The 13,169-nt window shown below is 59.7% G+C and carries 15 protein-coding genes; all 15 read left to right on the top strand.

Annotated features, from left to right (window positions below):
* The first annotated feature begins 22 nt into the window (after nucleotides 1-22).
* The 15 genes from ACO07T_RS20650 (at nucleotide 23) to ACO07T_RS20580 (ending at nucleotide 13,166) form a co-directional block, all read left to right on the top strand.
* Nucleotides 23-1,627, top strand: a complete 1,605-nt coding sequence (locus ACO07T_RS20650) for a carboxyl transferase domain-containing protein (protein ID WP_422050958.1) — start codon at nucleotides 23-25, stop codon at nucleotides 1,625-1,627.
* Between the two features lie 74 nt (nucleotides 1,628-1,701).
* A complete protein-coding gene (locus tag ACO07T_RS20645; RefSeq protein ID WP_422050957.1) occupies nucleotides 1,702-3,657 on the top strand; it encodes an acetyl/propionyl/methylcrotonyl-CoA carboxylase subunit alpha in 1,956 nt (651 codons plus the stop codon).
* A complete protein-coding gene (locus tag ACO07T_RS20640; protein ID WP_422050956.1) occupies nucleotides 3,654-4,319 on the top strand; it encodes a glutathione S-transferase family protein in 666 nt (221 codons plus the stop codon). Before ACO07T_RS20645 ends, ACO07T_RS20640 begins: the two co-directional genes overlap by 4 nt.
* 3 nt (nucleotides 4,320-4,322) lie before the next feature.
* On the top strand, nucleotides 4,323-5,183 hold the full coding sequence (locus tag ACO07T_RS20635) for a hydroxymethylglutaryl-CoA lyase (RefSeq protein ID WP_422050955.1): 861 nt from the start codon (nucleotides 4,323-4,325) through the stop codon (nucleotides 5,181-5,183).
* 12 nt (nucleotides 5,184-5,195) lie between these two features.
* Nucleotides 5,196-5,981, top strand: a complete 786-nt coding sequence (locus tag ACO07T_RS20630; RefSeq protein ID WP_422050954.1) for a crotonase/enoyl-CoA hydratase family protein — start codon at nucleotides 5,196-5,198, stop codon at nucleotides 5,979-5,981.
* A gap of 57 nt (nucleotides 5,982-6,038) precedes the next feature.
* Nucleotides 6,039-6,551, top strand: a complete 513-nt coding sequence (locus tag ACO07T_RS20625) for a hypothetical protein (RefSeq protein ID WP_422050953.1) — start codon at nucleotides 6,039-6,041, stop codon at nucleotides 6,549-6,551.
* A gap of 346 nt (nucleotides 6,552-6,897) precedes the next feature.
* Nucleotides 6,898-7,263 (top strand): NADH-quinone oxidoreductase subunit A, encoded by a 366-nt coding sequence (locus ACO07T_RS20620; protein WP_209065345.1) that lies wholly within the window; start codon nucleotides 6,898-6,900, stop codon nucleotides 7,261-7,263.
* Nucleotides 7,254-7,787 (top strand): NuoB/complex I 20 kDa subunit family protein, encoded by a 534-nt coding sequence (locus ACO07T_RS20615; RefSeq protein WP_209065344.1) that lies wholly within the window; start codon nucleotides 7,254-7,256, stop codon nucleotides 7,785-7,787. The genes ACO07T_RS20620 and ACO07T_RS20615 overlap by 10 nt, the downstream gene beginning before the upstream one ends.
* Nucleotides 7,784-8,389 carry an NADH-quinone oxidoreductase subunit C gene (locus tag ACO07T_RS20610; protein WP_422050952.1) on the top strand — a complete coding sequence of 202 codons (606 nt, stop codon included), beginning with the start codon at nucleotides 7,784-7,786 and terminating at the stop codon, nucleotides 8,387-8,389. Before ACO07T_RS20615 ends, ACO07T_RS20610 begins: the two co-directional genes overlap by 4 nt.
* Nucleotides 8,389-9,612, top strand: a complete 1,224-nt coding sequence (locus ACO07T_RS20605) for an NADH-quinone oxidoreductase subunit D (RefSeq protein WP_422051060.1) — start codon at nucleotides 8,389-8,391, stop codon at nucleotides 9,610-9,612. Before ACO07T_RS20610 ends, ACO07T_RS20605 begins: the two co-directional genes overlap by 1 nt.
* Nucleotides 9,612-10,736 carry an NADH-quinone oxidoreductase subunit NuoE gene (nuoE, locus tag ACO07T_RS20600; protein WP_422050951.1) on the top strand — a complete coding sequence of 375 codons (1,125 nt, stop codon included), beginning with the start codon at nucleotides 9,612-9,614 and terminating at the stop codon, nucleotides 10,734-10,736. The genes ACO07T_RS20605 and nuoE overlap by 1 nt, the downstream gene beginning before the upstream one ends.
* A 3-nt stretch (nucleotides 10,737-10,739) precedes the next feature.
* Nucleotides 10,740-10,964 (top strand): DUF5337 domain-containing protein, encoded by a 225-nt coding sequence (locus ACO07T_RS20595; RefSeq protein WP_422050950.1) that lies wholly within the window; start codon nucleotides 10,740-10,742, stop codon nucleotides 10,962-10,964.
* 4 nt (nucleotides 10,965-10,968) lie between these two features.
* On the top strand, nucleotides 10,969-12,267 hold the full coding sequence (gene nuoF / locus ACO07T_RS20590; RefSeq protein ID WP_422050949.1) for an NADH-quinone oxidoreductase subunit NuoF: 1,299 nt from the start codon (nucleotides 10,969-10,971) through the stop codon (nucleotides 12,265-12,267).
* Between the two features lie 19 nt (nucleotides 12,268-12,286).
* On the top strand, nucleotides 12,287-12,658 hold the full coding sequence (locus tag ACO07T_RS20585) for a hypothetical protein (protein WP_422050948.1): 372 nt from the start codon (nucleotides 12,287-12,289) through the stop codon (nucleotides 12,656-12,658).
* A 103-nt stretch (nucleotides 12,659-12,761) separates the two neighbouring features.
* Nucleotides 12,762-13,166 (top strand): DUF5333 domain-containing protein, encoded by a 405-nt coding sequence (locus ACO07T_RS20580; protein ID WP_209080072.1) that lies wholly within the window; start codon nucleotides 12,762-12,764, stop codon nucleotides 13,164-13,166.
* Nucleotides 13,167-13,169 lie beyond the last annotated feature (3 nt).

The raw sequence follows: 13,169 nt of genomic DNA, 5'->3' as shown, positions 1-13,169 counted from the left end.
CGACGCCAAAACTGGGGGTCATATGAAGCTGCAATCTAAAGTTATCACGGGATCTGAGGATTTTGCCGCCAACCGCGCGGCCCATCTGGACATGCTCCAGACCGTGCAGTCAGCCGCAGAAAAGGCGCGGATGGGCGGCGGGGAGAAATCCCGTGCCCGTCACGAAAGCCGTGGCAAGTTGCTCCCGCGTCGCCGCGTGGCGGGGCTGCTTGATCCGGGATCGCCCTTTCTGGAAATCGGCGCGACGGCTGCACATGGCATGTATGACGATGCCGCGCCCAGTGCCGGTGTTGTTGCCGGGATCGGACGGGTCCATGGCCAGGAAGTCATGGTGGTCTGCAACGATGCCACGGTGAAGGGCGGCACATACTTCCCGATGTCGGTGAAAAAACACCTGCGCGCTCAGGAAATCGCCGAGCAGAACCATTTGCCCTGCGTCTACCTAGTGGACAGCGGCGGCGCCAACCTGCCTCAGCAGGATGAGGTTTTTCCGGATCGGGATCACTTTGGCCGCATCTTCTTCAATCAGGCCAATATGAGCGCGAAGGGCATTCCCCAGATCGCCGTGGTCATGGGCTCCTGCACCGCAGGCGGAGCCTATGTGCCTGCGATGTCTGATGTGACCATCATCGTGAAAGAGCAGGGGACAATCTTTCTCGCAGGGCCGCCTCTGGTGAAGGCCGCGACCGGCGAAGTGGTCAGCGCCGAAGACCTTGGCGGCGGTGACGTTCACACGCGCCTTTCCGGTGTTGCCGACTATCTGGCAGAGGATGATGCCCACGCGCTGGCGCTGGCGCGTGAGTCCCTGAAACATCTCAATCGCACCAAACCTCAGACCGTGGATTGGGCCAGCCCCGAAGAGCCCGCCTATGACCCGGAGGAGATACTCGGCGTGGTCCCCGGCGGTTTGCGCACGCCTTATGACATTCGCGAGGTGATTGCCCGCGTGGTGGATGGCAGCCGCTTTGATGAGTTCAAGAAACGCTTCGGCGAAACGCTGGTCTGCGGCTTTGCCCATGTCAAAGGCTGCCCTGTGGGCATCATCGCCAACAATGGCGTGCTCTATTCCGAAAGCGCCGCCAAAGGCGCGCATTTTGTAGAGCTCTGCTCCCAACGCCATATTCCCCTGGTCTTCTTGCAAAACATCACGGGCTTTATGGTGGGGCAGAAATACGAAGCCGAAGGCATCGCCCGCCACGGGGCCAAGATGGTGACCGCCGTTGCCACCACCAAAGTGCCAAAAATCACCATGTTGGTGGGCGGCTCCTTTGGCGCTGGCAACTATGGCATGGCGGGCCGGGCCTATTCACCGCGCTTCCTCTGGACGTGGCCCAACTCCCGGATTTCGGTGATGGGAGGTGAGCAGGCCGCAGGTGTGCTGGCGACGGTTAAACGCGACGCAATCGAGCGTCAGGGCGGGGCATGGTCTGCTGAGGAAGAGGCGGCATTCAAGCAGCCTACGCTTGATATGTTCGAAGAGCAAAGCCACCCGCTCTATGCCTCTGCGCGCCTGTGGGACGACGGCATCGTTGATCCGCGCAAGACCCGCGATGTGCTGCATCTGAGCCTGTCCGCCGCGCTGAATGCCCCGATTGAAGACACAAGGTTTGGTGTCTTCCGGATGTGATTGATCCGCAGGGGGCAACCCCTGCGCCCCCGGAAAGTTTCGGGCAAAACGAAGAACAAGGTCGGGAGGCCGAGATGTTTGAAAAAATCCTGATTGCCAACCGTGGTGAAATTGCCTGCCGCGTGATGGAAACAGCCCGCGCCATGGGGGTAAAAACCGTCGCGGTCTATTCGGATGCGGATGCGGGTGCCAAACATGTCGCGCTGGCCGATCAGGCGGTGCACATCGGTGGGGCCGCACCGGCAGAAAGCTATCTGAAAGGGGATGTGATCATCGCCGCCGCACTGGAAACCGGCGCTCAGGGCATTCATCCGGGCTACGGGTTCCTCTCTGAAAATCCCGAGTTCGTGGAGGCTGTCGAGGCGGCGGGTCTGACCTTCATCGGCCCCTCTGCTGAGGCCATCTGCGCCATGGGGCTCAAAGATGCCGCCAAGGCGCTGATGGAGAAGGCCGATGTGCCTGTGGTGCCGGGCTATCACGGCGCAAATCAGGATCCTGCGTTTTTGGCCGAACAGGCAGATGCCATTGGCTATCCGGTTCTGATTAAGGCGGTCGCAGGTGGCGGCGGCAAAGGCATGCGGCTTGTGGAGAAACCTGCCGAATTTGCCGATGCGCTGGCCAGCGCACAGGGCGAAGCCACCACAGCCTTTGGCAACCCCGATGTGCTGATTGAGAAATTTGTCACCAGCCCGCGCCACATCGAAGTGCAGGTTTTTGGCGATGGGACGTCAGCGGTGCATCTGTTTGAGCGGGATTGCTCTTTGCAGCGTCGGCACCAGAAGGTGATCGAAGAAGCGCCCGCACCCGGTATGACCGAAGAGATGCGCGCGGCCATGGGTAAAGCAGCGGTGCGCGCGGCCGAAGCGATTGGCTACAAAGGCGCAGGCACCATCGAGTTCATTGTTGATGGCAGCAATGGTCTGCGGCCCGATGGCTTCTGGTTCATGGAAATGAACACCCGCCTTCAGGTCGAACATCCCGTGACCGAAGCGATCACCGGTGTGGATCTTGTGGAATGGCAATTGCGCGTGGCCTCAGGGGAGCCGCTTCCCAAGTCTCAGGACGCATTGACCATTACCGGGCATTCCTTTGAGGCGCGCATCTATGCAGAAGATGTGCCCAAAGGCTTCTTGCCCGCCACAGGGACGCTTAGCCATCTGGAATTCCCCGCGCAGGCGCGTATCGACAGTGGTGTGCGGGCCGGCGACACGATCAGCCCCTGGTATGATCCGATGATTGCGAAGCTTGTCGTGCACGGCCCGACCCGCGACGTGGCACTGAAACAGCTTGAGCGCGCCCTGCGCTGGACCGATGTCGGCGGCACTGTGACCAATGTGAGCTTTTTGGCTCTGCTGGCGGCGCAGCCTGATTTTGTGGCGGGAGATGTGGACACAGGCCTGATTGATCGCAACATCGACACGCTCGCGCAGCAACCTGTCGCCTGTACCAAGTCCCGCGCCATCGCAGGGCTGACAGCCATGGGCCTGCGCCCGTTGGATGGGGCGGCCCCGGCAAACACCTTGGTGCTGTGGTCCCCGCTCACCCATGTGGTCACGCTCACGCATAATGAGGAGCGTTTTGATGTGGCGGTGCAGGTGAATGACACCGGCGCCTATACTGTGCAGATCGGCGACGTCAGCCACGAGGTTACCTATAAGACCGGCGCTTGGTGGGTCGACGACACCAAAACCCTCGCCCGCACAGCCCGCACCGGCAATGAGCTGACGGTGTTCTGGGGCAATGGCTATCGTTTCACGGTTGTTGACCCGCTGGAGCGTGAAGACGAAGCCGCAGCGGGCGGCAATCTCATCGCGGCACCGATGCCGGGCCTTGTGAAGGCGATTTTTGCCGAGGCAGGACAAACCGTGGCACAGGGTGACCGGCTGGCGATTTTGGAAGCCATGAAAATGGAGCACTCCCTGCTCGCGCCACGCGATGGCATTGTCGCCGACGTGCTTGTGACAGAAGGCGCGCAGGTGGAAGACGGCTCCGCCTTGATCCTGTTGAAAGAAGAGGAGACCGAAGAATGAGCATCAGGCTGCACCACGTTCCGTTCTCCCGGTCCTTCCGTGTCCTCTGGATGTTGGAAGAGCTGGGCCTTGAGGCCGAGATCATCGCCCACAGCATTCGCAAAGGCACCATGCGCGCGCCGGAGGTGAGGGCGATCAGCCCCGCCGCCCGCGCTCCTGCCATAGAGATCGACGGGTTCACCATGATCGAAAGCGGCGCGATCCTTGAGTATCTCGCCGAAACCCACCCTGAGGCGGGTCTTGGCGTGGCCGTCGGCGCTCCCGAACGGGCCAAATACCTCCAGCTCATGCATTTTGCCGAAACCCAGGCGGGTCTGATTGAGCATCTCAACATGCAGCATGTGTTCCTGCGTGACCCGGCGCTGATCTCCCCGACGGTCATCAAGCTCAATACCAAACGTCTGCAGGTCACCATGGCGGCGCTGGAAGGCATGTTGGGCGATCAGGAGTTCCTCCTGCCCACCGGCTTTGGGGCGGCAGATATCATGATGGGCTTCAATCTCTATTCTGCGCCTTATTACGTGGCCCTCTCGGAGTATCGAAAACTTGAGGCCTACCGCGCGCGGCTTGAGGCACGCCTCGCCTATCAGGCGGCCCGGGCCAAAGATGGCGCGCAGGAGTTTTACACACAGGATTTCTACCCCATTCCGGAAGGGGCCTGATCCATGGCGGAATATGTCGAGGTTTTTGAGGTCGGCCCGCGCGACGGTCTGCAAAATGAAAAACGGCAGATCCCCACGGTGGAGAAGATCGCGCTGGTGGACTGCCTGAGCAACGCGGGTTTCAAGCGCATCGAAGTGGCGAGTTTTGTCAGCCCCAAATGGGTGCCGCAGATGGCGGATTCCGCTGCGGTGCTCGGGGGCATCATCCGCAAAGCCGGTGTGCGCTATGCGGCCCTGACCCCCAACATGCGCGGCTTTGAAGGCGCCGTTGCGGCGCGCGCGGATGAGATTGCGATCTTTGGCTCGGCCTCGGAAGGGTTTTCCAAGGCCAACATCAACGCAACCATTGCCGAAAGCCTTGAGCGTTTTGCCCCGGTTGTCGCGGCAGCCAAGGAGGCGCGCATCCCAGTGCGCGGCTACGTCAGCTGCGTCACCGATTGCCCCTATGACGGCCCGACCCCACCGGCAAAGGTGGCGGAAGTGGCCAAACATCTCAACGATGTGGGGTGCTATGAAATCAGCCTTGGCGACACCATTGGGCAGGCCACGCCGGAAAGCATCACAGCCATGTTGCAGGCGGTGCTTGAGGAGGTGCCTGCCGCAAAACTGGCGGGTCACTATCATGACACCGCAGGCCGCGCGCTTCTGAATATCGAGGCGTCGCTTGCGCTTGGTCTGCGTGTGTTTGATGCGGCCGTGGGTGGTTTGGGCGGATGCCCCTACGCACCCGGAGCAGCCGGCAATGTGGCAACCGAGGCAGTCGCAGCGCGGCTTGAAACCCTTGGCTATGAAACCGGCCTTGATCTGGCTGTGGTGTCACAGGCGGCAGAGATGGCGCGCGCCATGCGCATGCCTACTGAATAAGGACTGATCTGAATGCGCTTTGAAACGCTCTTGATTGATGTGGATGCACGCGGGGTCGCTACGCTGACGCTCAACCGCCCGGAAAAACACAATGCCATGTCCGGCACCATGATCACCGAACTCAAACAGGCTGCCGAAGCGCTTGGCGCTGATCCTGCGGTGCGCGTGGTTGTGCTGACCGGGGCGGGCAAATCGTTCTGTGCGGGCGGGGATCTCGGGTGGATGCAGGCGCAGATGGCAGCTGATGCAAAGACCCGCTTTGTCGAGGCCCGCAAACTGGCGGAGGCCCTTCAGGCGCTCAACACCCTGCCAAAACCCTTGATTGGCCGCCTGCAGGGCAACGCCTTTGGCGGGGGTGTTGGCATGGCCAGCGTCTGTGATGTGGCGATTGGCGCTGACAGCTTGACCATGGGGCTGACCGAAACCAGGCTGGGTCTGATCCCGGCAACCATCGGGCCTTATGTGCTGTCGCGCATGGGGGAGGCGATGGCCCGCCGTGTGTTTATGTCGGCGCGCCTTTTCAAGGCACCGGAAGCGGTTGCGCTCGGGCTTCTGGCCAAAGCGGTTCCTACCGATGATCTGGACGCCGCCGTCGAGGCGGAAATTGTCCCGTATCTGTCCTGCGCACCTGAAGCTGTGGCACGCGCAAAGGCGCTGGCGCGCAAACTTGGACCAACGATTGATGACGCGGTGATCGACCACACAATTTCTGAGCTCGTGGCCTGCTGGGAAGGGGCTGAGGCGCAGGAAGGCATCAAAGCGTTTTTCGCCAAAGAAAAACCGGCTTGGGTGCGCTAGGCTGGCATGGGGTGCAGCTCTCGCTGCACGCTGTCTGGTTCTGGGAGACGCAAGCCGATGCGCTGGATCTTACTTTTCGTGCGCACCAATCTGCGCCTGCTCTTTGTGGTGAGCCTTTTGGCCAATCTTGCGCTTGGCGTACTCAACTTTGTGGTTCAGCCGATTTGGCGCGCCGCAGCTGTCACCAGCGCGCTGGCGCTGGCCGAGGTGAAATCTGAGGCCGAAGAAAGGCGCGCTGTCGCCAAGGCCCGATCCAAAGAGAAAGCCAAGGCGCGTCTTCGGCGGGTGGCCGTCGCGGTTCCGGTTGTCGGCTTGGCTGCGGCAACCGCTTTTGAGTATGCGGCATATCAGCGCTGGCAAGCCGAAAACCCGAGCCAAACCTTTGATGATTATGCCGCTACAGTTCTTGCCAGCAGTCAGGAAGTGGCGGGCGAGGTGGCCGGGGAGCTCACCGAAGTCTTTCCGGAATGGGCGACGCCAGATGTAAACGCGCTGATGCAGGCCATGGAGGCCGGGCTGCAAAATCTGCGCCATTTTGCCGAAGCCACCCCCACAGAGGCGCCGGAATAAACGCGTAAGATCAGAGGGTAAAGCGTGCCAGAGCGTCTTGCACCTCGGTCTGAGGCAGTGAACTTGCCGAAGCTGACGAAAACCCTTCGGTATTAACCAATTTTGGAATCAACCCTTTCGGCCACGGTCATTCACGAAGATTCGCGAGGCCACGCTGCAGGCTCTATTCTTTCACAGATGCAGTTTTTTGCCTTAAGCAATTCTTTTTTAATAGGAAACGTGAAATCAACTGACCGTGGGCAGGCCATGCAAATTGTTGACCCAGACATGACGCGGCGGTAAACCCACGGAGAGTATTTAAAGCCATCTGACTGCACCAACTCGGCGTGCATGAAAGGAGCTACCATTGGAAGAGATGCTCAGGGAATATTTCCCCATTCTCGTCTTTATGGCCGTAGCGATCGGCCTCGGTCTTGTTTTCATTCTTGCCGCCGTTGTTTTGGCCGTTCGCAGCCCCGACCCCGAAAAAGTCAGCGCCTATGAATGTGGCTTTAACGCCTTTGATGACGCCCGCATGAAATTCGATGTGCGCTTCTATCTGGTTTCGATCCTTTTCATCATCTTCGATCTGGAAATCGCCTTCCTCTTCCCCTGGGCCGTCGCCTTCAAGGATGTGTCGATGATCGGTTTCTGGTCCATGATGGTGTTCCTGGCCGTATTGACCATTGGGTTCGCCTATGAATGGAAAAAAGGAGCGCTGGAATGGGAGTGATGACCGGTTCGAATACCGCTGGAGTTGACCGCGAGGTGGTCACTCAAGCCATCAACACAGAGCTTCAGGACAAGGGCTTTCTGCTCACCAACGCCGAAGATCTGATCAACTGGGGTCGCACAGGGTCCTTGCACTGGATGACCTTTGGTCTGGCCTGCTGCGCGGTTGAGATGATGCACACCTCCATGCCGCGTTACGATGCAGAGCGCTTTGGCATCGCGCCGCGTGCCTCCCCGCGCCAGTCTGATGTGATGATTGTTGCTGGCACGCTGACCAACAAAATGGCTCCCGCGCTGCGCAAGGTTTATGACCAGATGCCAGAGCCGCGCTATGTGATCTCCATGGGATCCTGCGCAAACGGCGGCGGCTACTACCACTACAGCTACTCTGTTGTGCGCGGCTGTGACCGCATCGTCCCTGTCGACATCTACGTTCCCGGTTGTCCGCCCACCGCAGAAGCGCTGCTCTATGGTCTGCTACAGCTGCAACGCAAAATCCGCCGCACGGGGACCATTGAACGATGAGCGAAGCCCTGAATGAACTTGGCGCCCACATCGAGCTGAAGCGCCCCGATTGTGTCCTGAGCTGGCACGTCGCCTTTGACGAGCTCACCATCGACGTGACACCCACCAACATTGTGGAGTTTGTCGATTTCCTGCGCTCTGACGCCACATGCCGTTTCTCCACACTCGTGGATATCACCGCTGTGGACTATCCCGAGCGCTCCCGCCGCTTTGACGTGGTCTATCACTTCCTGAGCATGTTCCAGAACCAGCGCGTGCGCCTGCGCGTGGCGGCACGTGAAGATGAGACCGTACCGTCGATCACTTCCGTGCATCCCTCGGCCAACTGGTTTGAGCGCGAAGTCTTTGACATGTTCGGCATCATCTTCTCCGAGCACCCGGACCTGCGCCGCCTGCTGACGGATTATGGCTTCCGCGGCCATCCGCTGCGCAAGGATTTCCCGACCACCGGCTACACCGAAGTGCGCTATGACGAAGTGCAAAAGCGCGTGGTCTATGAGCCGGTACAGCTCACACAGGATTACCGCCAATTTGATTTCATGTCGCCATGGGAAGGGGCCAACTACATCCTGCCCGGCGATGAGAAGGAGGGCACCTCATGATGGACGGCTCCAAATTTGATGACGGCAGCGTGGATGCGCTGAGCGGCGAACAGAAGATCCGCAACTTCAACATCAACTTCGGCCCGCAACACCCGGCGGCCCACGGCGTGCTGCGTCTGGTGCTGGAGCTTGACGGCGAAATCGTAGAGCGCTGCGACCCCCACGTGGGTCTGTTACACCGCGGCACCGAAAAGCTGATGGAGAGCCGCACCTACCTGCAAAACCTGCCCTATCTCGACCGCCTCGACTATGTGGCGCCGATGAACCAGGAGCACGCATGGTGTCTGGCGATTGAAAAGCTGACCGCCACCGAAGTGCCGCGTCGCGCCCAGCTCATTCGTGTGCTGTTCTGTGAAATCGGGCGTGTGCTGAACCACTTGATGAACATCACCACACAGGCGATGGATGTGGGCGCGCTGACCCCGCCGCTCTGGGGTTTTGAAGAGCGTGAAAAGCTCATGGTGTTTTATGAGCGTGCCTGCGGTGCGCGTCTGCACGCCAACTACTTCCGCCCCGGCGGTGTGCATCAGGATCTGCCCGACAAGCTGGTGGATGACATCGAGGAATGGGCCATCGAGTTCCCGCAGGTGATCGCGGATATTGACGAGCTGCTGACCGAAAACCGCATTTTCAAACAGCGCAACGTCGACATTGGCGTCGTGACAGAGCAGGACGTGCTTGATTACGGCATGTCCGGTGTGATGGCGCGCTCTGTGGGCATGGCATGGGATCTGCGTCGCGCGCAGCCTTATGAGTGCTACAACGAGTTTGAATTCCAGATCCCGGTTGGCAAAAACGGGGACTGCTATGACCGCTACTTGATGCGCATGGAAGAGATGCGCCAATCGGTCAGCATCATGCGTCAGGCGATTGTGAAACTGCGCGAAGCCACCGGCGATGTGCTGTCGCGCGGCAAACTGACCCCGCCCAAACGCGGTGACATGAAAACCTCGATGGAAAGCCTGATCCACCACTTCAAGCTTTACACCGAAGGCTTCCACGTGCCTGCCGGTGAAGTCTACGCCGCTGTCGAAGCGCCCAAAGGCGAATTTGGCGTCTACATGGTGGCGGATGGCACCAATAAACCCTACCGCGCCAAACTGCGCGCGCCGGGCTATCTGCATCTGCAAGCGATGGATCACATCGCCACCGGCCACCAACTCGCCGATGTCGCCGCCATCATTGGCACCATGGACATCGTGTTCGGGGAGATTGATCGCTAATGCTCCGTCGTTTGTATCACGAACAACCCGAAAGCTTCGCTTTCACCGCTGCCAACCAGACCTGGGCCGAGGCGCAGATCACCAAATATCCGGACGGCCGTCAGGCCTCTGCGGTGATCCCTCTGTTGTGGCGTGCGCAGGAGCAGGAAGGCTGGCTGACCAAACCGGCTATTGAGGCCGTCGCCGATATGCTTGGCATGGCCTATATGCGCGTGCTTGAGGTTGCGTCCTTCTACTTCATGTTCCAGCTTCAGCCGGTGGGCTCTGTCGCCCATATCCAGATTTGCGGCACCACTTCCTGCATGATCTGCGGCGCCGAAGACCTGATCGCGGTTTGCAAAGAGAAGATCGCCGCCAAGCCGCATGAGCTGTCAGCAGACGGCAAGTTTTCCTGGGAAGAGGTCGAATGCCTCGGGGCCTGCACCAACGCGCCTATGGCGCAGATTGGCAAAGACTACTTTGAGGATCTGACCGCCGAAGGCTTTGCCCAGATGCTGGATGACATGGCCGCTGGCAATGTTCCGACCCCGGGTCCGCAAAACGGGCGCTATGCCGCAGAGCCGCTCTCCGGCCTGACCAGCCTGAAGGATTATGACAGCGGCCAGACGCAGTATAACGCCTCTGTGCAGCTTGCCACCGATATTGGCGATTCCATCAAACGCATCGACGGCACCGAAGTGCCCATTCTGACCCCATGGGTGGGCAAAGACGGTGTGGTTGCCGGACGCGCAGCCGAAGGCCAACCGCCCAAACCGGCACCGACGCCCAAGCCCGCCGCCAAACAGGCCGAAGAGGCCAAGAAAGCGGATCAGAAGGCAGAGAAAAAAGCGTCCAAGCCCAAGGCCAAAGCCAAGAAACCGGCTAAGGCGGATGCCGCCGATGATCTCAAACAGCTCAAGGGCGTTGGCCCCGCGCTGGAGAAAAAGCTGCATGATGCGGGCGTGACAACCTTTGCCCAGATCGCGGGCTGGTCCGCTGACGACATCGCCGAGATGGATGACAAACTGTCGTTCAAAGGCCGCATCGACCGCGACGGCTGGGTCGAGCAAGCAAAGCTGCTTGCTGAGGGTGGTGAAACAGAATTCTCCAAAAAGGTCGCCAAAGGCGACGTATACGAGGATTAAGTCATGGCGGCCCAAACCCAGACCCCTTCGGCAAAAGCCGGGCGCAAAGCCGCGCTCGTGATTGCTGGTACAGGTGTGTACTGGATTGTGGCCATTCTGATCGGCAATTCGCTTGAGCTGTCCCAGCGGACACGCGGCCTGCTCGATCTGATTGCTCTGGCGGGGTTTGTCTTCGCCATTGTGATGATCTTCAATATCTGGCGCGCGCGTCAGACAGACGAAAGGTAACGGGATGCTCAAAGATCAGGACCGTATCTTTACGAACCTCTATGGCATGCATGATCGCACGCTCAAAGGCGCGCAGGCGCGTGGCCATTGGGATGGCACCGCCAAGCTGATCCAGCAGGGGCGTGATGCGATCATTGACACCATGAAGGCCTCCGGTTTGCGCGGGCGCGGCGGCGCGGGCTTCCCGACCGGTCTGAAATGGTCCTTTATGCCCAAGGAAAGCGACGGGCGTCCGGCCTATCTGGTGATCAACGCCGATGAATCCGAGCCCGGCACCTGCAAAGACCGCGAAATCATGCGCCACGATCCGCACACGCTGATCGAAGGCGCGCTGATCGCCTCTTTCGCGATGAACGCCCACACCTGCTACATCTATCTGCGCGGCGAATATATTCGCGAGCGCGAGGCCCTGCAGGCCGCGATTGACGAAGCTTATGATGCGGGCCTGCTTGGCAAAAACGCGGCTGGTTCCGGCTGGGATTTTGACGTCTTCCTGCACCATGGCGCTGGTGCCTATATCTGCGGCGAAGAGACCGCGCTGATCGAAAGCCTTGAGGGCAAAAAAGGCATGCCACGCATGAAGCCGCCGTTCCCGGCGGGCGCGGGGCTTTATGGCTGCCCGACCACGGTGAACAACGTGGAATCCATCGCCGTGGTGCCCACCATCCTGCGCCGCGGCGCTGAGTGGTTTGCCGGTTTTGGCCGCCCCAACAACGCGGGCACCAAGCTTTTTGCGATCTCCGGTCACGTGAACAACCCCTGTGTCGTCGAAGAGGCCATGTCGATCTCCTTTGAGGAGCTGGTCGAAAAGCACTGCGGCGGCATTCGCGGCGGGTGGGACAATCTCTTGGCGGTGATCCCGGGCGGCTCTTCCGTGCCTTGTGTGCGCGGTGAAAACATGCGCGACGCAATCATGGATTTTGACTACCTGCGCAACGATCTGGGCTCCGGTCTCGGCACCGCCGCCGTGATCGTGATGGACAAGCAGACCGACATCATCAAAGCGATCTGGCGCCTGTCCAAATTTTACAAACACGAAAGCTGCGGTCAATGCACACCGTGCCGCGAAGGCACCGGCTGGATGATGCGCGTCATGGACCGTCTGGTGCAGGGCAAAGCGGATGTCGAAGAGATCGACATGCTGTGGGATGTGACCAAACAGGTTGAGGGCCACACCATCTGCGCCCTTGGCGACGCGGCTGCATGGCCGATCCAGGGCCTCATCCGCAACTTCCGTGGCGAAATCGAAGACCGCATCAAAGCCAATAAAACCGGCCGCATGGGCGCATTGGCGGCGGAGTAAACGAACAATGGACTTAACTATGAAGACCTCTCTGAAATCACCACGTGCCAAGGTTCTGATGATCCTTGTGGCGGCCACCGCCCTATCTGGCTGTGGCGAGGCGTTTCGGGACAGTTTCCGCAGCAAACGCGACCGCGTGACCTTTGACGGGCACAGCTACAAAGCCAAAGCCAACAAAGTGTCGCGGGATACGCGCGATCATTTCTCTGTCACCGTTGCGCGCGCCAATCAAAGTCTGCTCGGCGCGCGTCAGGCGGGGGAATATGAGGCGTTCAAATACTGCATTGCAGAATACGGAACGACAAACGTGGATTGGCTGGTTGGCCCGGAGGATGACACCATCATTCCGGTGGACGACAAAATCACGCTGGAAGGGTTCTGTCGCCCTTGATCGGATATCAGACATACGCGGGTTGTTATTGCCTAACAGACCCCTCCGCCGCTCTGTGCAGCTTGGCAAAGGATCGCTTTGCCTGTGCAAAAGGAGTGTGCGCATGAAACGTCTGATGTCTGCTGTTGTCTTGGGAAGTCTCGTTCTCGCGGGAGGGGCCTCGGCCAAACCATCGCTGCGGGACGTGAAAGAGATCTACGAGCCGCTTTACTGGGCGCTGGTTGCTTTTGAGATCGCTGATGTCTGTGACAGCCTTGATGGGCGCAAGCTCAAAGGGGCGACCGACGGCTGGGCGCTTGTGCGCAAAGCGCGCCAGCTGGGCTACACCAACGAGGAAATCCAGTCTTTTCTGGACTCTGACGACGAGAAGGCGCGCATGCGTGCCCGTGGCGAAGCCTATTTCAAACACAAGGGCGCCAGCTACGACAATCCGGAAACTTTCTGTGCGTTGGGGCGCGCCGAAATCGAACGAAACAGCCAGATCGGCGTGTATTTGAGGGCGAAGTAAGCC

This window comes from Shimia sp. (genome assembly GCF_965227725.1).
Taxonomy (GTDB): Bacteria; Pseudomonadota; Alphaproteobacteria; order Rhodobacterales; family Rhodobacteraceae; genus Shimia.
Note: the sequence above shows the minus strand (reverse complement) of the source record. Positions and strands in the feature narration are given on the sequence as shown.

What these genes read in the sequence shown, in the direction of transcription:
- ACO07T_RS20650 (WP_422050958.1), top strand. Translation starts at nt 23, where the DNA reads ATGAAGCTGCAATCTAAAGTTATCACGGGATCTGAGGATTTTGCCGCC.
- ACO07T_RS20645 (WP_422050957.1), top strand. Translation starts at nt 1,702, where the DNA reads ATGTTTGAAAAAATCCTGATTGCCAACCGTGGTGAAATTGCCTGCCGC.
- ACO07T_RS20640 (WP_422050956.1), top strand. Translation starts at nt 3,654, where the DNA reads ATGAGCATCAGGCTGCACCACGTTCCGTTCTCCCGGTCCTTCCGTGTC.
- ACO07T_RS20635 (WP_422050955.1), top strand. Translation starts at nt 4,323, where the DNA reads ATGGCGGAATATGTCGAGGTTTTTGAGGTCGGCCCGCGCGACGGTCTG.
- ACO07T_RS20630 (WP_422050954.1), top strand. Translation starts at nt 5,196, where the DNA reads ATGCGCTTTGAAACGCTCTTGATTGATGTGGATGCACGCGGGGTCGCT.
- ACO07T_RS20625 (WP_422050953.1), top strand. Translation starts at nt 6,039, where the DNA reads ATGCGCTGGATCTTACTTTTCGTGCGCACCAATCTGCGCCTGCTCTTT.
- ACO07T_RS20615 (WP_209065344.1), top strand. Translation starts at nt 7,254, where the DNA reads ATGGGAGTGATGACCGGTTCGAATACCGCTGGAGTTGACCGCGAGGTG.
- ACO07T_RS20610 (WP_422050952.1), top strand. Translation starts at nt 7,784, where the DNA reads ATGAGCGAAGCCCTGAATGAACTTGGCGCCCACATCGAGCTGAAGCGC.
- ACO07T_RS20605 (WP_422051060.1), top strand. Translation starts at nt 8,389, where the DNA reads ATGGACGGCTCCAAATTTGATGACGGCAGCGTGGATGCGCTGAGCGGC.
- nuoE (WP_422050951.1), top strand. Translation starts at nt 9,612, where the DNA reads ATGCTCCGTCGTTTGTATCACGAACAACCCGAAAGCTTCGCTTTCACC.
- ACO07T_RS20595 (WP_422050950.1), top strand. Translation starts at nt 10,740, where the DNA reads ATGGCGGCCCAAACCCAGACCCCTTCGGCAAAAGCCGGGCGCAAAGCC.
- nuoF (WP_422050949.1), top strand. Translation starts at nt 10,969, where the DNA reads ATGCTCAAAGATCAGGACCGTATCTTTACGAACCTCTATGGCATGCAT.
- ACO07T_RS20585 (WP_422050948.1), top strand. Translation starts at nt 12,287, where the DNA reads ATGAAGACCTCTCTGAAATCACCACGTGCCAAGGTTCTGATGATCCTT.
- ACO07T_RS20580 (WP_209080072.1), top strand. Translation starts at nt 12,762, where the DNA reads ATGAAACGTCTGATGTCTGCTGTTGTCTTGGGAAGTCTCGTTCTCGCG.